Origin of the sequence: Deinococcus taeanensis (genome assembly GCF_020229735.1) — a bacterium.
GTDB lineage: Bacteria > Deinococcota > Deinococci > Deinococcales > Deinococcaceae > Deinococcus > Deinococcus taeanensis.
Genome location: NZ_CP083455.1, coordinates 2,245,271 through 2,262,454 on the forward strand (window position 1 = coordinate 2,245,271; position 17,184 = coordinate 2,262,454).

The 17,184-nt window shown below is 67.7% G+C and carries 18 protein-coding genes and 2 riboswitches; of the genes, 8 read left to right on the top strand and 10 right to left on the bottom strand.

The features are described 5' to 3' along the window. Positions 1-121: 121 nt before the first annotated feature. From LAJ19_RS10810 to LAJ19_RS10845, 8 genes are all read right to left on the bottom strand, one after another. The gene (locus LAJ19_RS10810; protein WP_225475762.1) at positions 122-895 is read right to left on the bottom strand and encodes a hypothetical protein; all 774 of its coding nucleotides are present in this window, start codon (positions 893-895) and stop codon (positions 122-124) included. 93 nt (positions 896-988) lie between these two features. Further along, a complete protein-coding gene (locus LAJ19_RS10815) occupies positions 989-1,453 on the bottom strand; it encodes a hypothetical protein (RefSeq protein ID WP_225475763.1) in 465 nt (154 codons plus the stop codon). A 71-nt stretch (positions 1,454-1,524) separates the two neighbouring features. Beyond that, positions 1,525-1,609, bottom strand: a riboswitch (cyclic di-GMP riboswitch). A 220-nt stretch (positions 1,610-1,829) separates the two neighbouring features. Next, positions 1,830-2,270, bottom strand: a complete 441-nt coding sequence (locus LAJ19_RS10820) for a hypothetical protein (RefSeq protein WP_225475764.1) — start codon at positions 2,268-2,270, stop codon at positions 1,830-1,832. Between the two features lie 208 nt (positions 2,271-2,478). Continuing rightward, a complete protein-coding gene (locus tag LAJ19_RS10825; RefSeq protein WP_225475765.1) occupies positions 2,479-3,447 on the bottom strand; it encodes a hypothetical protein in 969 nt (322 codons plus the stop codon). A gap of 220 nt (positions 3,448-3,667) precedes the next feature. Further along, the gene (locus tag LAJ19_RS10830; RefSeq protein WP_225475766.1) at positions 3,668-4,045 is read right to left on the bottom strand and encodes a TubC N-terminal docking domain-related protein; all 378 of its coding nucleotides are present in this window, start codon (positions 4,043-4,045) and stop codon (positions 3,668-3,670) included. Then, positions 4,039-5,157 carry an AAA family ATPase gene (locus LAJ19_RS10835; RefSeq protein WP_225475767.1) on the bottom strand — a complete coding sequence of 373 codons (1,119 nt, stop codon included), beginning with the start codon at positions 5,155-5,157 and terminating at the stop codon, positions 4,039-4,041. Before LAJ19_RS10835 ends, LAJ19_RS10830 begins: the two co-directional genes overlap by 7 nt. Further along, complete coding sequence (locus LAJ19_RS10840; protein ID WP_225475768.1) at positions 5,148-6,395, bottom strand: hypothetical protein; 1,248 nt, start codon at positions 6,393-6,395, stop codon at positions 5,148-5,150. Before LAJ19_RS10840 ends, LAJ19_RS10835 begins: the two co-directional genes overlap by 10 nt. Positions 6,396-6,576: 181 nt before the next feature. Next, complete coding sequence (locus LAJ19_RS10845; RefSeq protein WP_225475769.1) at positions 6,577-6,774, bottom strand: helix-turn-helix domain-containing protein; 198 nt, start codon at positions 6,772-6,774, stop codon at positions 6,577-6,579. An 820-nt stretch (positions 6,775-7,594) separates the two neighbouring features. Between LAJ19_RS10845 and LAJ19_RS10850 the strand changes: the two genes are divergently transcribed. The 6 genes from LAJ19_RS10850 (at position 7,595) to LAJ19_RS10875 (ending at position 12,655) form a co-directional block, all read left to right on the top strand. Beyond that, complete coding sequence (locus LAJ19_RS10850; RefSeq protein ID WP_225475770.1) at positions 7,595-8,731, top strand: ABC transporter substrate-binding protein; 1,137 nt, start codon at positions 7,595-7,597, stop codon at positions 8,729-8,731. A gap of 83 nt (positions 8,732-8,814) precedes the next feature. Beyond that, positions 8,815-9,681: a branched-chain amino acid ABC transporter permease gene (locus tag LAJ19_RS10855; protein WP_225475771.1), complete on the top strand. Its 867-nt coding sequence runs from the start codon at positions 8,815-8,817 to the stop codon at positions 9,679-9,681. Then, complete coding sequence (locus LAJ19_RS10860; protein ID WP_225475772.1) at positions 9,678-10,670, top strand: branched-chain amino acid ABC transporter permease; 993 nt, start codon at positions 9,678-9,680, stop codon at positions 10,668-10,670. Before LAJ19_RS10855 ends, LAJ19_RS10860 begins: the two co-directional genes overlap by 4 nt. Next, positions 10,663-11,466, top strand: a complete 804-nt coding sequence (locus LAJ19_RS10865; RefSeq protein WP_225475773.1) for an ABC transporter ATP-binding protein — start codon at positions 10,663-10,665, stop codon at positions 11,464-11,466. Before LAJ19_RS10860 ends, LAJ19_RS10865 begins: the two co-directional genes overlap by 8 nt. Next, positions 11,459-12,166 carry an ABC transporter ATP-binding protein gene (locus tag LAJ19_RS10870; RefSeq protein WP_225475774.1) on the top strand — a complete coding sequence of 236 codons (708 nt, stop codon included), beginning with the start codon at positions 11,459-11,461 and terminating at the stop codon, positions 12,164-12,166. The genes LAJ19_RS10865 and LAJ19_RS10870 overlap by 8 nt, the downstream gene beginning before the upstream one ends. A gap of 81 nt (positions 12,167-12,247) precedes the next feature. After that, a riboswitch (guanidine-III (ykkC-III) riboswitch) is annotated at positions 12,248-12,317 on the top strand. Positions 12,318-12,334: 17 nt separating this feature from the next. Further along, positions 12,335-12,655 carry a DMT family transporter gene (locus LAJ19_RS10875; RefSeq protein ID WP_225475775.1) on the top strand — a complete coding sequence of 107 codons (321 nt, stop codon included), beginning with the start codon at positions 12,335-12,337 and terminating at the stop codon, positions 12,653-12,655. 42 nt (positions 12,656-12,697) lie between these two features. Here LAJ19_RS10875 and LAJ19_RS10880 read toward each other — a convergent pair whose 3' ends face one another. Then, on the bottom strand, positions 12,698-13,795 hold the full coding sequence (locus LAJ19_RS10880; RefSeq protein ID WP_432804206.1) for a quinone-dependent dihydroorotate dehydrogenase: 1,098 nt from the start codon (positions 13,793-13,795) through the stop codon (positions 12,698-12,700). A 25-nt stretch (positions 13,796-13,820) separates the two neighbouring features. Continuing rightward, positions 13,821-14,279 (bottom strand): RrF2 family transcriptional regulator, encoded by a 459-nt coding sequence (locus LAJ19_RS10885; RefSeq protein ID WP_225475776.1) that lies wholly within the window; start codon positions 14,277-14,279, stop codon positions 13,821-13,823. Positions 14,280-14,380: 101 nt separating this feature from the next. Between LAJ19_RS10885 and LAJ19_RS10890 the strand changes: the two genes are divergently transcribed. Further along, positions 14,381-16,285, top strand: a complete 1,905-nt coding sequence (locus tag LAJ19_RS10890; RefSeq protein ID WP_225475777.1) for a chorismate-binding protein — start codon at positions 14,381-14,383, stop codon at positions 16,283-16,285. Further along, the gene (locus LAJ19_RS10895; RefSeq protein ID WP_225475778.1) at positions 16,282-16,974 is read left to right on the top strand and encodes an aminotransferase class IV; all 693 of its coding nucleotides are present in this window, start codon (positions 16,282-16,284) and stop codon (positions 16,972-16,974) included. The genes LAJ19_RS10890 and LAJ19_RS10895 overlap by 4 nt, the downstream gene beginning before the upstream one ends. The last annotated feature ends 210 nt before the right edge of the window (positions 16,975-17,184 follow it).

A 17,184-nucleotide genomic window follows, 5' to 3' on the forward strand; every position in this document is an offset into this window, starting at 1 on the left:
AAATATCACGGTGACCGAGTCCACAACCTTAATGACCTGCTCGCCCTGAGGGCCTGTCAGGCGCAGAGCTTGCGCGCCAGATGAAAGCAGCAGCGAGAGCGCCAGGGCACTCCAGCGCATCTTAGTTCCCCAATGAAACGTTGTACCGCGTTCCCACAACTGGGTTAACACCATCGTTGGCCATCACCAAGAAGGTGTACTTGCCAGACGTGAGTTTGCCGAAGTTGAAGTTGAGCTGCACGCCACCACCAGGGTAAAGGCGGATTTTACCCACCTCATTACGAGCAACCAGTTTGCCTTGTGGGTCATAAACCTCGGCACGGTATTGAGGGAAGGTGACAGCATTGCCGTCATTGAAAACCTTCACGCCCAAGTTCACGCCCTCTGGCTGACGCTCAAGATTGGGGCTGGCGAAGCGAATTTTCGCATTCCCCCCTGCCAGAGTGGTAATCAGATTGATGGCGTAACGAGTGTTGACAATAACCCCACCCTTGCTGGCTGAAGGCTGACGATCCGGTTGCACGATGACTGCGCTCCAGTGAGTCCCAGGCGCGACCTCTTGTGGCACCGAAATGGTGACATTGAACGATTTGGTGCTGTTGGCCGGCACAGTCACCAGCGTTGCAGGCAGTTTGATCCAGAGCGCATTGCTTCGGTCGAGTTGGCCAGGTTGGAGATATGTGGTGGTGCCTGGCAGAGCCCGTACATCCTCAATGCTCACTCGAACAGTTTCTGCGGCGGTTCCGGAGTTTCTAAGCGTGATAGGCACTTGAATTACCTGGCCAGGCTTCACATCGAGGTCACGAGCAAGGCTGCCCTGCACAGCGGTGGAGGCATGTGCCGTTGTGAGAAGTGCGCCAGTGGACAGGAGGAGAGGAAAAAAAGAGTACTTCATGGAAGAGACCCCCTCAAAGGTGGAAGTAAAGGGCAGTAGAACCTTGGAGTTCTACTGCCCTTTATATGGTCAGCTCACTTGAAAAAAGCGAGATTACTCAGAGATAGTGAAGTCGACGGTGATGGTCGCGTTAGCAGCAAATCCGTTTTTCAGGGCAGCATCACTCAGTTCTGCGGTGTAGGAAAGTGTGGGGGAAGCGCTGGTCTGGGCGGCCAGGCCGCTCAGAATGTCACCTGATGGCGCGGTGGTATCGAGTATAACGCCAGTAGTGGCGGTACCGACCTTGATAGTCAGAGACTTCACGAAGGTGGGGACATTCGAGACAGTGGCTGTCACTTTACGAGTACCAGTGCTTACCCCGGCGGTGGCCCAGTTCAGGGTGCCAGTGCCAGTGGCAGCCGTAGCCCCTGCGCCAGCCCACGTCAGATCGGCATTGTCAGCCGAGATGGTGTCAGGGGCAGAGTTGACCAGCGTGAGGGTGGCGCTATCGGAAACAGCGAACGCGACGTTGCTCAGGACGAGGGTGGCCAGCAGGGCAATGCTTTTGAAGTTACGCATCAGATACTCCTGTTCGGAAGCAGTCTTCCGAGGGTTGAGGGTGCTTTCCATCCGTGTGCCGGACGGTAAAGCGGGCGAAAAGGCGGTCGCACCACTTGCTCCCCTCGCCTGAGGTGCCCGGGTTACGGGGCGAGGATCATCACATCTCTTCGTCAGGAGCTTGTCTGATCGAAGTACCTAGAGAATAGCCACGGGACCTCACAAGTCTCTTACCAACTCGGATCAGGACATCAATAAAGCCGTGGGGTCTTCGCCCCTTCAATATTCCCGCTAGCTGGCCTAACACAGACGGAATGATCCTCCCGGAAGCCCGTCCGGTTTGGCAATCGCTTGGGCTCCTGCCCTTCTGAACTGAAGGCCCCAGAGCAAACTGGTCTTACTTCGGGGAACGATCCCTGGCCGTGCGCAGGCCCTTGAACAGGCGGGACGGTCCACCCTGACCCAATCTGGTGGCCAGACCCAGAATGAGCCGCGCAGCGGGCAGAAATTCCTCCTTCTCTTCGGGAGTCAGGACGTTCACTTTGATCTTCTCAGCCGCCTTGAGGGCTTCCGCGATCATCAGATACTCCAGCCGTTCCTGAGTCAGGGGGTGAAGAGAAAACTGCTCACTCTCGAACAAGGGCTGGCCTGTTTTCCGGTCGTAGCGGTAGTCACCCTCAGTAGTGAGCGTGTCCTCATCCACGGCGATGAGCGGCAGGACCCGCCAGGGCCGGTTTCTGCGCTCGATGCAGACGTACCCGCCCACGACAGTCCCTGTCACGTCCTCGAGGTGTTCCGCAATGACCAGAAGATCGAGGCCGGGGGGAGGAGTCGCCATGCCAGCATTTTACTGAGGTTGGCAGATGGCCCACCACTGGCCGGGCCGGGTCCGGAAGCCGCCGGCGTGGGTGTCTACAGCACTTCAAGGGTCAACCCCTGGAGTGACATCCGTCCGAGCGGGCCGAGCCCAGCCCGCAGCGGAACCCATATGCTCGTAGCTTCCTTCAGCGTCTTCTGGCCGTCTCCAGCTCAGAAGTACGCCTCTTTCAGATGCCTTCTGTGATGTTTGTGTGATCGAGTACACCCCGGAGCGGCCCTAGGGTCTCCAGACCCTCCCCCTGGCGCCGCGCGGCTTCCAGGTCATGCAAGGCCCGGTACAGCACGCGCTCCAGGTGCGCTTCATAGCGCGTGACCTTCGCCAGGGTCTCCCCATCCGGCATAGCGGCGAGTACGTAGGAGTCCGCTTCGATCTGCCGGGCGTCCATCACAGCCGCCCGCACCTCCCTTGCTTTGCGGCGCTGGCCGCCCGCGAGGCTCTGGAGCCACACCGCCCCCAGGTCCGGCAGGCGCTCCCGCCACAGGCGCACCAGGCCCGGAAGCTCTTCCGGCTCGAATTCCCAGTCTCCTGCCTCGAGGGCGGTCAGGTCCTCCGGCTGCCCGCGCTTGCCCGTCAAGGCCCGCACAAGCTCCCCGGGCGTCACGCCGACCCGCTGCAGGGACTCACTCAGCAGGTGCCCCACAGTGAACGCCAGCTCCGCCGGCAGTCCTTCCCCGGTTCCGCCTTCGGCCAGCGCCTCCAGGCACGCCCCGCTGACTTCCAGGCTCACTGCCGCCGTTTCCGCGAGGGCCGGATCTGTCCGGAGGTGCTCAGCGCTCTCCCCCACCATCCGGTGAACGCGGTTGAACGCCTTCAGGATGCCGCCCGCATACCCGTACTCCCGGCGTTCCGCGAGGCCCTGCGTGACCGTGCGCTGTTCCGAGGTGCACAGTGCCGCCTCGTACCGCGCCAGACGGTCGAGCCGCCACAGGGCAAGAGCGGCCCGCTCCGCGAGGCGTTCCTGCAGGTAGCCGCGCGCCCCGCTGGATTCGCGCACCGCCTCGACGTGCGCGAGGTACGCGGCCCGCTCTGCCGGGGGAACGTGTTCACTGAGGATGCCGTGCCGCTCGGCATTTGCGCCTCTCGGGTCACGTTCGACGCTCTGGGGGTTTGTTTCGTAATTTTTGCCGTGCGTCATGCTTGAACCTCGTCCAGGCGGGGGCGTCGAGCGGCCCGCGCGGAGTGTTTCTGCTGAGTGGTGAAGGGAACCGCGGTCTGGCGTGTGATCAGGCGCGGGGCTTCCCGCTTCAGCCCTTCCTGCGGACCTGGACCGCGCCGTTCTCCCCGCCGCCTCACGTACATTCCTTCACCGGCGTTGAGCAGGAGGCCCACCCGTGTGGGCGCGTCTGCCGGGGCAGTCATGCGGCCCACGCGCCCCGCGCAGCCCAGAGCGCCTGAAGCTGACGCGCCGGCTCGACACCCGCCGCGTAGAGGGCCGCGCTGGACAGGACGTACTCGCCCAGGTTCGCCACCACCCCACCCGGCAGGACGGCCGGGAAGTTGAGGTGATTCCCGACCGCAGCCTGGATCAGCCGCACCAGCGCGTCCGGCATCGACGCGGGCGTGGTGCCTGGATTCTGGAGCGCCGCCATGAGGGCCGCCTTCTGCGCCTTGAGTTGCGCGGCAAGCTCCGGTGTGATCGCCCCCTGGGGGGCGCGGGCCACCAGCTGCCCCCCGTCAATGGCCAGGCGCACGCCCCGGCCTTCCAGCTCGCGCAGCAGTTCGAGCGCTAGCACGTAAAGACCTCCTCGGGGTCACCCAGGGCGGGCGGCATGAAGTCCTGAGGTGCGTCCACGATCCTGACGTCTTCCTCTGCGGCGCCATACACGTAGGCGCGGGGGGCGCCGCGCCCGCCCATCCGGACGGCCCGCACCTGTGCCCCCAGCGCGGCCAGAGCCTCCCGGACGGCCTGTTGCGCGGCCCGCTCCCGGACGTTCCCGCCCTTGACGGCCGCGGCGATCAGTTCCGCGTGAGGCACCGTCAGACCGGCCTTCTCCGTCAACACGGCGACCGCCGCGGCTTTCGCGCGGTCGCTGCGGGTGTCACCGCGTTCCTCTTCGGCGGGCAGGTCGCACGGCAGGAGGCGCAGCCCGGCCGGCTGCCCGTGTTCATCCGCCCAGCGCTCCACCTCCACCCCCAACGCGTGACCACTGCGGGCGAAGCTGTTCTTTCTGACTTCCCACCGGAGCACGTCCCGCCCCTCGACTTCACGCGGGGGCACGCGGGTCAGCAGATGCACGGCGCGCGCCTGGGCACTCTTGCCAGTGCTGCCCATAATGCCCCGCTCGCCCTCTTTCTCGTTCGCGGCTTTTTTGGGAAGGTGGTCGAGCACGATCACCGCCGCGCCCGTCTGGGCGGCGAAGTCGCGCAGGGCGATCATGGGGCGCATGGTGTCCTGAAGCTTGTTCCCGTCAATGCCGGGGAAGGTGCCCATGAAGCTGTCGATGATGACGCACCGCGCCCCCAGGCCACGCGCCATGTTCAGCAGCTCCCCAAATTCCTCGAGGGACAGGCCCGCGCCCGTGCTTTCCAGCAGGGCAAGACCGCGCATGTCTCCGTCCGGGAACGCGACCCGGTGCTGCTCGAGCGAGAAGCGAACGGACCGGCCCTCACCGTCCGCGGCGTCCGTGTTCAGGTAGATCACCGGGCCGGCCGGGATCGGGTGGCCCAGGTACTCCCCCCGCCCGTCTGGGCGGGTCATCTGCCACGCGAGGCACGTCATGAGTGTGGTTTTCCCCACCCCCTCCCGCGCCCCCAGGAACGTGACGTAGCCCAGCGGAATCAGCCCCGGAACCAGGAAGTCAATACGCCGGAGTTGCGCGTGCAGGTCAATGACTTTCAACGCCACGCCGACCACCCGCTCCGCAGTGGGCCGCCCCAGGTGGTCGCGGGGGCGCCCCACCCGGCCGCCTCACCCCCCCACTCTGACCCCTGAGGGCCAGTCTGCCAGGAATCGTTTTGCGTGTGTGGGAGGGCGTTGTTTACTGGCAGGGCGATATTGCCAGTCACCGGGGGGTGCCAGCGGTCTGCGCGTTCAATCCGGCGGTGCAGGAGGGCGCCGAAAGCGTGAATGTCGAGCTTCCCCGCGAGGTCGCAGAAATCCCCGTCCGCGAGAGGGGCAAGCACCCGCACGGCTGACGCCCCGGCAGCGCGGGCCATCCTCGCCACCCGACCAACGCAGGCGGCCCCTGGCGCGTCCGGATCGGCGTACACGTACACCGGCTTGCCCCGCAGGCCCTCCAGGAAAGGCGTCCCGTTCGCACCGGCCAGCCCCTGCACGTCCACCCGCACCCCCGCTCGACTGAGCGCCCGGGACGCCGCCGCGCCGTTCAGTTCGCCTTCTACGATCAGCACCGCTTCCCCGGTGCCGTACCTGGGGGAACACCACGCAGGAGAACCGTATCGCCCGAGCCGGTACACGTACCGCTCCAGACCGCACGCTCTCAACACCTCCACGCTGCCGAGATTCCGCACCTTCAGGCCCCAGGGCCGCCCGTCCGGACCGCGCAGGGAGAACGCCAGCGCCCCGGCGTGCGCGAGGGTGCGCCCATCCCGGGTCTGGAAGTCCCGGATCAGCTGCCCAGCCTGCAGACCCTGCCAGCCGTACAACCCACGTTCCTTCAACGCCCGTCCCGCCGCATCCTGCAGGCCCAGGGGACACACCCAGCGCAGGGCGCGGTGCTGTTCAGCGTCACCAAGCGGCGCGCAGCGGCTCAGGGCGTGCCGGGCCTCTACCAAGGGATCAAGGGGCACACGGGCCGCGCTGGGAGCGGGCACCGAGGGAGCCAGGGCTGCCCCCGTCCAGCGGGACAGTTCCTCCGCCGCCTGGAATGACGTGAAGCCCAGGCCCAGCAGGAAGTCATACGCGCTGCCGTGCCCACCGTCCCCACCAAACCGCTTCCACTTCCAGCGGCCCTGGGCGTTGAGGTACACACTGAAGGAGGGGCTGTGCTCCGTATGGCCGGGCCGGGGGTCGCGAATGACGCCACCCCGATCACGGTGGAGCCCCCGGACCGCCTCAGGACCGCAGTGCTCTGCGATCAGGTCCGGCAAGTTCACCCCATCAAGAAGGGTGCGCAGCTTCATGCCTGACCGCCATGCCGGGGACGGAAGCCCGGCCGGGCCATCAGCATCTCAGCCACCTTCAGGCCAGCGCCGATGTTGCCGGGGCGCTGCATGTCGAGCACCGCGAGAGCGTACAGGGCGGAAAGGCGACAAGTACCTCCAGCTCTATCCCCTCGCCCGTCATGGTCCTGACGGGCGGCATTCATTGATCGCCTCCAGAGCCATTCAGAAAGTCGTCGATGGCGCTCAGGGGAATCAGAATTTTGCGGCCTACGCGGATACTGCGCAGCTGCCCGGAGCGGATCAGGTCATACACGCCGTTTCGCCCAACGCCCAGCATCGGGCCGGCCTCTTCAGGCTTCCGGGTAAGGCGGGTGGGGTTATCGTGAGCTAGAGTCATAGTGCGACCTCCCAAAGGTCGTGAAGGGCTTGAGCTGCCGCTGACGTGGCACCTCTGGTCTTTCCTTCCTCGCAAGCGTGTGTGTTCTTGGCCGGATGAACACGCTTGCGTTTTTTTGCTGATATTGATGGGCTTTGGGTCGGTCTATTTGGTACCTCCTGACCCATCCACGGTAGTGCTCGATCCCGTTAAGTACAACTACTTGTACGTCTATGGTCATCCATGTACAAGATGCAGTGAACAATTACCCTGACGACTGAACACCAGCGAGACACGTCAGCTGAAATGAGACGTGGTCCACGTTCATAAGTGAGCTCTCACACCGGAAGGGGTAGGCGCTGAAACTGTTTCCCATAGCGACTAACCTTCGTATCCATTCCGTGCCCAACGCATGCCCAACCGGGACGGGAGGAGATAACACAGAGAGGAAACATGAGGGATCTCTGGGATATCGCTTGTCAGAAAAAGTCCGTTCCACAGGGAATATCTACCACCTCCCGGCACCAGCTATCCTCAATCAGGATGAGAAGGCGTCCTCCTGTTAATCGGACGGTCGTTGGTTCGACCCCAACCTGCCGAGCCAGAAGCATGAAACCCCGCCCCTGGCGGGGTTTCTGTTTTGCGGGTTCCCAATAGGATGCCCGGCGGCTTTTCATTCGCCAGCCGCCAGTGGAAATAGCCGGGCACCTGCTGGGTGGCGTGTGTAAGCAAAGCGATTGACACCCCCCGGAACGCGTGCCAGCATGCAGGCACGCACAACTTGTACTCCGTTCAGCGTCCAGCACAGGCTGGAGCGCGCTGAATTGACCGGGAGGTTCGAATGAAGAAACGGCTCCTCTTTCCCACCCTGTTCGCGGCCCTGACCAGCTCTGCTCTGGCGGAGAAGGTCGTGAACATCGGCTTTTCCGGCCCGCTGTCCGGCGGCGCAGCCTTCTACGGCAAGGACGTTCAGAGCGGCCTGGACATGGCCATCAACGAGCTGAACCGCACCGGCGTGACGGTCAAGGGCGAGAAGGTCACCTTCAAGCTCGTGGCCCTTGACGACCGGTACCTCCCGAACGAAACGGCGACCAACGTCAAACGCCTCACCAGTCAGGGCATCGACGTGATTTTCGTTCCTCATGCCGGCGGGATCCTCACCGTGCAGCCCCTGACGACCCGTGACCCGGAATTCCTGCTGGTGGCCTACTCCAGCGAGCCGAAAATCCTGGAGTCCCGTAATCCCCTGACGTTCATGCTTCCGCCCCGCTACGACAATTACGTACAGCCGTTCGCGGCAACCCAGATGAAAGCGTTCGGTAACCGCCTCGGGCTGATCGGCACGACCAGCGCGTACGGCAAGCAGTGGGCCGCCGTGATCAGCGCCGAATGGAAGAAACAGGGCGGGACCGTCCTTGCCGACAACGGCGTGGATTACTCCACCACTGTGGATTACAGCAGCGCCGTCACAAAAGCCCTGGCCGATAAACCGGACGTGCTGTTTATCGGCGGGCCCAGCCAGCCCACCGCGCTGGTCGTGAAGGCCGCGCGCGAGCAGGGCTTCAAGGGCGGGTTCATCGTGATGGACCAGGCCAAATTCGAGCAGATGGACCAGATCGTGCCACGCAACTACCTGGACGGCAGCGTGGGCGTGCTGCCCACCAAGGAGTTCCCCGGCACGCAGGTGTTCGTGGCGCAGTACCAGCGTCAGTTCAAGAAGATTCCCACCAGTGAGGCCGCGCTGAACTACATGGGCATGAACATCATCGCCAAGGCGATGGAACTGGCCGGGACCACCGACGACCCCATGGCCATCCGCGCGCAGCTGAACGCCGCCGCCAAGGCCCTTCCCCGGAGCAAGACGGTGTACAAGCTGTTCGGCGTGACGGACCGCGGGCACGTGGACGCCGAGTTTGTGGTCGCCAGCGTCAAGAACGGGCAGTACTCGCGCCTGCGCCTGATCAAGACCTTCAAGTAAGGTCCGGAGACGCTGGCTGGTTTCACCTGCGCGCCCGGCGTTCTGCGCCGGGCGCGCGCTGCATTCATGAGGAGGATGGGCTTTTGACGACGGTGCTGCAACAACTGTTCAACGCGCTGGCGCTGGGCGGCGTGTACGCCCTGGTGGCGCTGGGCCTCACGCTGGTGTACGGCGTGATGCGCGTTCCGAACTTCGCGCACGGCGGGCTGTACATGCTGGGCGCGTACCTGACGTACGCCGCGCTGACCAGCCTGAAAGTGGGATACGTGCCGGCCCTGCTGCTCTCGGCGCTGGGGGTGGCGCTGCTGGCGGCGCTGCTGGAACGCGTGATCTTCTACCCGCTGCGCAACGCGCCGCACGTGCACCCCATGATCGCCGCGATCGGGGTGCTGTTCTTCCTGGAAGCGCTGATCTCGCACCCGCGGGTGTTCGGGCCGGACTTCAAGCAGATTCCCGAGCCGCTGCCCGGCATCGTGAATATGGCGGGCGTGACCCTCACGTGGCAGCGGCTGCTGATCATCGCAGCGAGCGTCGTCGTGATGCTCGGCCTGAACTATTTCCTGAAACGCACCCTGACCGGCGCGACCATCGAGGCGATGAGTCAGAACCGCGAAGGGGCGCGGCTGGTGGGCATCAACACGAACCGGGTGGGCATGCTGACCTTCGGGATCAGCGGGGCGCTCGCGGCCGTCGCGGCGAGCCTGATTGCCCCCATCAACGCAGTGGCGCCCAGCATGGGGGAGGTTATGAACCTCAAGGTGTTCGCCATCATCATCCTGGGCGGCATGGGCAGCGTTCCGGGCGCCATCGTCGGGGCGTTCCTGCTGGCCTTCACTGAAGTGTTCGGCGGGTTCTACATCAACCTGGACTTCGCGGACGTGATTGGCTTCGCGATGCTGGTGGTCGTGCTGGCCCTGCGGCCCCAGGGCCTGTTCCGGAAGGGCACGTGAAGCGCGGCGTGTGGGTGTGGGCGGCCGCGTTCGCCGTGGCCGCGGTGTTCCCGTTCCTGCGGCCCAGCGGGTATGCGCTCGACGTGGGCGTGAACATCATGATCTGGGCGATGGTGGCGTACGGCCTGAACGTCATGCTGGGCTACACGGGGCTGCTGCCGCTGGCGCACGCCGGGTTCTTCGGCATCGGGGCGTACGCGGTGGGCATCCTGACCCTGAAAGCCGGGTGGAACTTCTGGCTGGCGTGGCCGGCCGGGGTGGCGCTGTGCGCCCTGCTGGGCCTCCTGCTGGGCCTCGTGGCGTTCCGCACGCGCGGGGACGCCTTCTCGATCTTCACGCTTGGGGTGGGCGTGATCATCACGCTGGTGATCAACAAGTGGGATGACCTGACCGGCGGGAACGACGGTCTGAACGGCGTGGCGCCGCCTGCCGGTCTGGAGGAGGCGTCCCGCGCCATCGGTCTGAAGCTCTCTGGTGGGTTCTACCTGCTGGCCCTGGTGGCCCTGGCCGTAACGGTGCTGGTCGTGGCGCGCACCCGGGGCAGTACCTTCGGGCGGTCCCTACTCGCCATTCGCGGCGGGGAGGACCTGGCGCGCAGCGCCGGCGTGAACGTCTACGCTCACAAACTGCGCGCCATGATGCTCTCCACCGCTCTCGCCGGTTTCGCAGGCGGGCTGTACGCCGTGTACGTGGGGTTCCTGGGTTCAGCCGTCACGGGGCCGGTCACGACCTTCACGGTGCTGCTGTACCTGCTGGTCGGGGGGCTGGGCACCCTGACCGGCCCGCTGCTGGGCACCGCGCTGATCTACAGCCTCACCCAGACCCTCAAGGGTCTGCAGGACTACCAGTACATCGTGTTCGGGCCGCTGCTGGTGCTGCTGGTCATGTTCGCGCCGCACGGCCTCGCGGGCCTGTGGGACCGCTGGCGCGCCCGGCGGCCCGCTCCCCTCACGGCCGACAGTGACACCCAGGAGGTTACCCGTGCTTGACGTGCAGAACCTTGGCATTCACTTTGGGGGCCTGCATGCGGTGCGGGACGTCACCGCGTCCATCCCGGCCGGCCAGATCACCGCCATCATCGGACCGAACGGCGCGGGCAAAAGCACGTTCTTCAACCTGATCAGCGGCTTCTACCGGCCCACCAGCGGCACCGTCCGCTTCCAGAACGAGGACATCACCCGCCTGAAAACGCACGAGGTGGTCGGGCGCGGCATCGCGCGGACGTTCCAGACGACCACCATCTACCGGGAACTGAGCGTGCTGGACAACGCCATGATCGGCCACCGCGTCCGCACGCGCGCCGGACTGCTGGACGCGGTGCTGCGCACGGGCCGGGAACGGCGCGACGCGCAGGCCAGCCGCGACGGTGCCCTGCGCGCCCTGGAACGCGTCGGGCTGGTGCGCCACGCGGCGCTGCCCGCCGGGGCGCTCACGCAGGAAGGGCAGAAACGCGTGGGGATTGCCATGGCGCTTGCCAGCGACCCCAGACTGCTGCTGCTGGACGAACCGGCGGCCGGCATGAACCCCGAGGAGACCGTGAACCTGATGGGCCTGATCCGCGACCTGGTCGCTGGCGGCCTGAGCGTGACCCTGGTGGAGCACAAGATGAGCCTCGTGATGGGCCTCGCCGATCACATTCTCGTGCTGCACCACGGGCAGCTGATCGCGCAGGGCACCCCCACGCAGGTAAGCCGCGACCCGGCCGTGATCGAGGCGTACCTGGGTTCCCACGCGCACGGCGGCCAGATGGGCCAGCAGGCCGCCCCCGGAGGCGCCCATGCTTGACGTGCGCGACCTGAGCGTCAACTACGGGCATTTCACGGCGCTGCGCAGCGTGAGCCTGACCGCGCAGCCGGGCGAGATCGTCGTGCTGCTGGGCGCGAATGGCGCCGGCAAAAGCACCCTGTTCCGCACCCTGAGCGGCCTTCAGCGCCCCTCAGGGGGCAGTGCCACCTGGAACGGGCAGTCCCTTACAAGCGGGCGGCCCGAACGGAACGTGGCCTACGGCGTCGCCCAGTGCCCGGAAGGGCGGCTCCTGTTTCCCGAACTGAGCGTCGAGAAGAACCTGCGCCTGGGCGCGTTCGTGCACCGCCGCGACCCGGCCGGCACCGCGCGCGAACTGGAGCGCGTGTACGCGCTGTTCCCGGCCCTGGTGGACAAACGGCACGCGCCGGCCGGCAGCCTGTCCGGCGGGCAGCAGCAGATGGTCGCCATTGCGCGCGCCCTGATGGCCCGCCCACAGCTGCTGCTGCTGGACGAACCCAGCCTGGGCCTGGCCCCCCTGGTGGTGGAGCAGGTGTTCCAGGCGGTGCAGCGCGTCAACGCCGACGGTGTCAGCGTCCTGCTCGCCGAGCAGAACGCTTTCGCCGCGCTGGGCATCGCCCACCGCGGCTACGTCCTGGAAGGGGGGCAGGTGACGCTGCAGGGCCCGCAGGCGCAGCTGCTTACCGACGACCGCGTCCGCAGCGCCTACCTGGGCGTCTAGCGCGGCACATCACTGGAGGAGGGGAAGCGGGTGCTTCCCCTCCTCCTCTGCTGCACATCGGGCGGCCCGGTACACTGCTCCTCAGTCAGCCTCAGGGGCTGCACTCCGGACGAGAGCACCGCCGTACCCGGTCAGGACAAGACGGCGCGACACTGGAGGTGTCACGTCATGGCATGGATTCTGCTGGTTGTTGCCGGCCTGCTGGAGGTTGGCTGGGCCATCGGCCTGAAGTACACCGAAGGCTTCACCCGCCCCGTGCCCACGGCACTCACGCTGCTGAGCATGGCGGCCAGCATGGCCCTTCTCGGCCTGGCCGCCAGGACCCTGCCGATCGGCACCGCGTACGGCGTGTGGGTCGGGATTGGCGCAGTGGGCGCCGGACTCCTGGGCGTCCTGCTGTTTCAGGAGCCCGCCACGCCCGCCCGCCTGGCCTTCATGGCCCTGATGATCGTGGCGATTATCGGCCTGAAAGCCACCAGCGGCCACTGAACGCCAGGCGAGCGTCCGGGCCAGCGCGGCGTGGGCCGGGGTTCAGCTGTCGGTGCCCACCGCTTCACTCAGGTGACGCAGGCCGTCGCGGGCCAGCAGGCGCGTCAGGCCGGTATTGATCTCGCGGACCAGGCCGGGCCCCTGGTAGATCAGCGCGGAGTACACCTCAATCAGGCTGGCGCCGGCGCGGATCTTGTCGTAGGCGTCCTGGGCCGTGAAGATCCCGCCGACCCCCACGATGGGAACGCGCCCACCAGTCTGCCGGTATGCGGCGCGCACCAGGTCGGTGGTCCGGGCCGTGAGGGGCCGGCCGCTGAGGCCGCCTGTTTCGCTGCGGCTGGCGTGGTTCAGGCCGTCGCGGGCAAGCGTGGTGTTGCTGATGATCAGGCCGGCGGCGCCGGCGCGGACCACGGCGTCCACGCTGGCTTCGAAGTCCGCGGGGTGAAGGTCAGGGGCGAGTTTCACGAGGACGGGCGGGGCCGACAGGGTGCGCACCCGCTGGGCGCCGACCTCATCGAGAACCTCGCCCACCAGCGCGGCGAGGTCACCCGCGGCCTGCAGGGCGCGCAGGCCCGGGGTGTTGGGGCTGCTGACGTTCACGACGAACGCGTCGGCGACGTCCTGCAGGGCCGCCACGCAGCGGCGGTAGTCAAGTGCAGCGGCCTCGTTGGGGGTGGCCTTGTTCTTCCCGATGTTCACCCAGACGGGGGCGGGGCGGGCCGGCAGGGCGCTCAGGCGGCCGTGCAGGGAAGCGGCGCCGGCGTTGTTGAAGCCCATGCGGTTGATGAGGGCCTCGTCGGGCGGCAGGCGGAACAGGCGGGGCCGGTCGTTACCGGCCTGCGCGACGGGCGTGACGGTACCAACCTCCAGGAACCCAAAGCCCAGGGCGCTGAAGGCCGGGACGGCCACGCCGTTCTTGTCGAGACCGGCGGCAAGACCGACCGGTGAGGCGAAAGCCTGACCCCACAGGGTCTGCGTAAGGGCAGACGTGGTGGGGGCCGTGAGGCGGCGGGCCAGGGCGGGCCAGCCGGGCGCTCGGGAGGCGGCTTCCATCAGGCCGATCGTGAGGTGGTGGGCGTCCTCGGCGTCCAGACGGAACAGCAGCGGCTTGATCAGCGAGCGGTACACGGCCTCCAGCATAGGGGAAGCGTGCGGCATGGTGGGGTCAGCGCAGGTGCGGGAAGCTGGGTTCAAGCTGTACGAGCCGGGCGTGCTGCTGGCGGTCACTTTCCACGATCAGGTCGGCGAGGGTAGTGCCGCCCAGCACGTCGCGCAGGGCCGTGTCCACGCGGTGCCAGAGGGTCTGGGTGCCGCACACATTCTGGCTGTCGCACACGTGGTCCTCCTCAACGCAGGACACGGGCGCGATGCTGCCCTCCATGGCGGTCACGACGTCGTAGGCATTGATTTCATGGGCGGGGCGGGCGAGGCGGTAACCGCCGTGCGCGCCGCGGATGCTCTTGATGAACCCGGCGCGGCGCAGGTTGCTGGCAATCTGCTCCAGGTAGTGCTGGCTGATGCCCTGGCGCTCAGAGACGTCCTTGAGCGGCACGGCCTCGCCGTCGCGGCGCGCAATCTCGATCAGGGCGCGCAGGCCGTACTGTGCTTTGGTCGACACCCACATGCCCGTATTCTATCCCGGAAATCCGGGTGAAGTGTAAGGAATTCCTGACGGTTGCCCCGGCACTGGCCCGCCCCGCGCCGGCGCCGGATAGAATCCGGCCCGTGACCCCCGGCGCACCTCCCGCCTCCCCTGCCCTGCCGCAGGACCTGAGTCCCGCGGCCGTGCTGCGCCGGCTGCGCGCCGCGGACGCGCCGGGCGTGGTGCTGTTGGAGTCCCTGGGACCGGTGGAGGAGTACGGCACGCAGTCTTTCCTGAGCGCGTACCCGGTGCAGGTGCAGCGCGACCTGCCCGAACGGCCTGACGGGACCGCCGTCTTCCCGGCGTGGCTGGGCGGCCTGAAATACGAGGCGGCCCGCACGCTGGGCCTTCCCGCGCACGCGCCGCGCGGGGAGGCCATGTGGTGGGGGCTGTACCCGTCGGGTCTGGTGTGGGACCGCGCGCGCGGCACCCTGAGCGTGGTGGGGGACGCGCACGTCAACTGGGCGGCCCTGCTGGCCCTCTCCCCCTCCCCGGACCCGGCCCTGAGTGTGGGCACGTTCGGGGCGGACGACGTGAACTATCCGGCAGGCGTGCAGGCCGTGCAGGAGCTGATCCGCGCGGGCGAGGTGTACCAGGTGAACCTCTCGCGCGGCGTGCAGGCCGACGCGCACGGCGACCCCCTGGCAGCGTACCTGCGCCTGCGGGACGTCAACCCCAGCCCGTTCATGGCCTTCGCGGACCTGGGAGACGAGGTGGTCGTGTCGTGCAGCCCGGAGCGGCTGGTGAAGTGGGCGGGCGGCGTGATCAGCGCGCGCCCCATTGCCGGTACCCGGCGCCGCGGCGACACCCCCGAGGAGGACGCGGCGTTCGAGGCGGAACTGCGCCAGAGTCCGAAGGAGGCCGCGGAACACACGATGCTGGTGGACCTCGTGCGGCACGACCTGGGCCGCGTGGCCGCGCCCGGCACCGTCACCGTACCGGACCTGATGCTCGTCGAGCGGTACAGCCACGTGATGCACCTCGTGTCCGAAGTGCGCGCCCAGGTGCGCGAGGGCGTGACGGTGCGCGACGTGCTGAGCGCCACCTTTCCCGGCGGGACCATCACGGGCGCACCAAAGGAACGCGTGATGCAGGCCATTCACACCCTGGAACCCGGCCCGCGCGGCTGGTACACCGGCGCCCTGGGGCTCATCAGCGGGCCGGTGGTGGACCTGAACATCCTGATTCGCACGGCCGCCTTCACCCGCAGCGGCCACGGCTGGACGGTGGAGGTCCGCGCGGGCGGCGGCACCGTGATTGACGCCGACCCGGCGCGCGAGGCGCAGGAAACCGTGCACAAAGCCCAGGCGCTCCTGAGCGTGCTGGCGGGCATGCCCGGCCGCCCCGCGCGGCCCCCGGCCCGGCCCGTGCACGGCGTGGCGTGGGCGCCGCCACCCGCCACGACCCATACGGGCGCACGCGTCCTGCTGCTGGACAACCGCGATTCATTCACGTGGAACCTCGCGCATGACCTGCTGGCCCTGGGCGCGCAGGTCGATGTCCGCAGGCAGGACGAGGACCCGGACGCGCTGCTCGCCACCCACCCGGACGCCGTGCTGGTCGGCCCGGGTCCGGGCACGCCCGACACCAGCGGCTGCACCGTGCCCCTCACGCAGGCGTGCCTGGCGTCGGGCGTGCCGCTGCTGGGCGTGTGCCTGGGCCACCAGGCGCTGGGGCAGGTGCTGGGCGGCCGCGTGGAACGCGCCCAGCCGGTGCACGGCCGGCCCGAGTATGCCCGGCACGACGGCCGGGGGCTGTTTCAGGATGTGCCGCCGGGCGCGCCGTTCGGGCGGTACCACTCGCTGGTGGTGCGCGGCGTACCGGCAGAACTCGTGACCGCCACGAGCGAGGACGGTGAGATCATGGCGCTGCACGTTCCGGACCGGCCCGCCTGGGGCGTGCAGTTCCACCCGGAGAGCGTCCTGAGCCCGGCCGGGCGTCTCCTGCTGGGCAACTGGCTGCGCCTGAGCCGCGAGTGGCGCCCGTGAGGTCCCTGCCGGACGGCGTGAATGCGCCCGCGTGGCTGCACGGCGAGACGGCGTTCACGACTGTCCGGACGCAGCAGGGCCGGCCTCTGCTGTGGACCGCGCACCTGACGCGGCTGCGTGCCACCTGCGCGGCGCTGGGCCTGCCACCACCGGAGCCCGGGGGGCCTGCCCTGAACGTGGTGCCGTGGGGGCTGCTGCGGGTGACCGTCACGGCAGACGGCACGTACTGCACGCACCGGCCCCTCACGCCCGGCCCGCGCCCTGCGGCGGGCGTGACCGTGCGGGTCACAGGCGTGCAGGTGCACCCGCAGCTGGGGGAACATAAAACCGGGAACTATCTTCCGTACCGCCTCGCGGCGCACGAGGCGGCCCCCGCATTCGAGGGGTGGCTGCTGGACACGCACGGGCACGTTGTGGACGGCAGCCGCACCTCTCCCCTGCTGGAACTGGACGGCGCGCTGGTCGTGCCCGCCGGCGGGTTGCCTTCCGTGACCCGCGCGGCGTTCCTGAGTGGCCGAACGTTCCTGACGCGGCCTGTCCCCGTGAGTGAACTGCCCCGCGTCACGCGCGCCTGGGTGTGCGGCAGCGGGACCGGCATCGTGCCCGTGCGCTGCATCGAGGGCGTGACCGGCGACCTTGACGTGCAGTGGCCCGCGCCGCACGACCCGGTGTTCGGCTGGCCGGACTGACCGTCACGGGTCCGGACCCCGGCGGCGGATCACGCGCTCCTGGGCAGACCCGCAGCCTGTGTGGGACGTCCGCAGGCCCGGCCACCGCGTCGCTGCGGGCCGCGCCTTCACCGGCGCCCGCCAAGCTCCCCGGTGCCGGCCGCCTTCATGCACGCCATCTGCCGAACCTCACGCCCCCGCGTTCACGGGGCCCTGACCGCCCACCGGCAA

What these genes read in the sequence shown, in the direction of transcription:
- LAJ19_RS10810 (WP_225475762.1), bottom strand. Translation starts at nt 895, where the DNA reads ATGAAGTACTCTTTTTTTCCTCTCCTCCTGTCCACTGGCGCACTTCTC.
- LAJ19_RS10815 (WP_225475763.1), bottom strand. Translation starts at nt 1,453, where the DNA reads ATGCGTAACTTCAAAAGCATTGCCCTGCTGGCCACCCTCGTCCTGAGC.
- LAJ19_RS10820 (WP_225475764.1), bottom strand. Translation starts at nt 2,270, where the DNA reads ATGGCGACTCCTCCCCCCGGCCTCGATCTTCTGGTCATTGCGGAACAC.
- LAJ19_RS10825 (WP_225475765.1), bottom strand. Translation starts at nt 3,447, where the DNA reads ATGACGCACGGCAAAAATTACGAAACAAACCCCCAGAGCGTCGAACGT.
- LAJ19_RS10840 (WP_225475768.1), bottom strand. Translation starts at nt 6,395, where the DNA reads ATGAAGCTGCGCACCCTTCTTGATGGGGTGAACTTGCCGGACCTGATC.
- LAJ19_RS10845 (WP_225475769.1), bottom strand. Translation starts at nt 6,774, where the DNA reads ATGACTCTAGCTCACGATAACCCCACCCGCCTTACCCGGAAGCCTGAA.
- LAJ19_RS10850 (WP_225475770.1), top strand. Translation starts at nt 7,595, where the DNA reads ATGAAGAAACGGCTCCTCTTTCCCACCCTGTTCGCGGCCCTGACCAGC.
- LAJ19_RS10870 (WP_225475774.1), top strand. Translation starts at nt 11,459, where the DNA reads ATGCTTGACGTGCGCGACCTGAGCGTCAACTACGGGCATTTCACGGCG.
- LAJ19_RS10875 (WP_225475775.1), top strand. Translation starts at nt 12,335, where the DNA reads ATGGCATGGATTCTGCTGGTTGTTGCCGGCCTGCTGGAGGTTGGCTGG.
- LAJ19_RS10880 (WP_432804206.1), bottom strand. Translation starts at nt 13,795, where the DNA reads ATGCTGGAGGCCGTGTACCGCTCGCTGATCAAGCCGCTGCTGTTCCGT.
- LAJ19_RS10885 (WP_225475776.1), bottom strand. Translation starts at nt 14,279, where the DNA reads ATGTGGGTGTCGACCAAAGCACAGTACGGCCTGCGCGCCCTGATCGAG.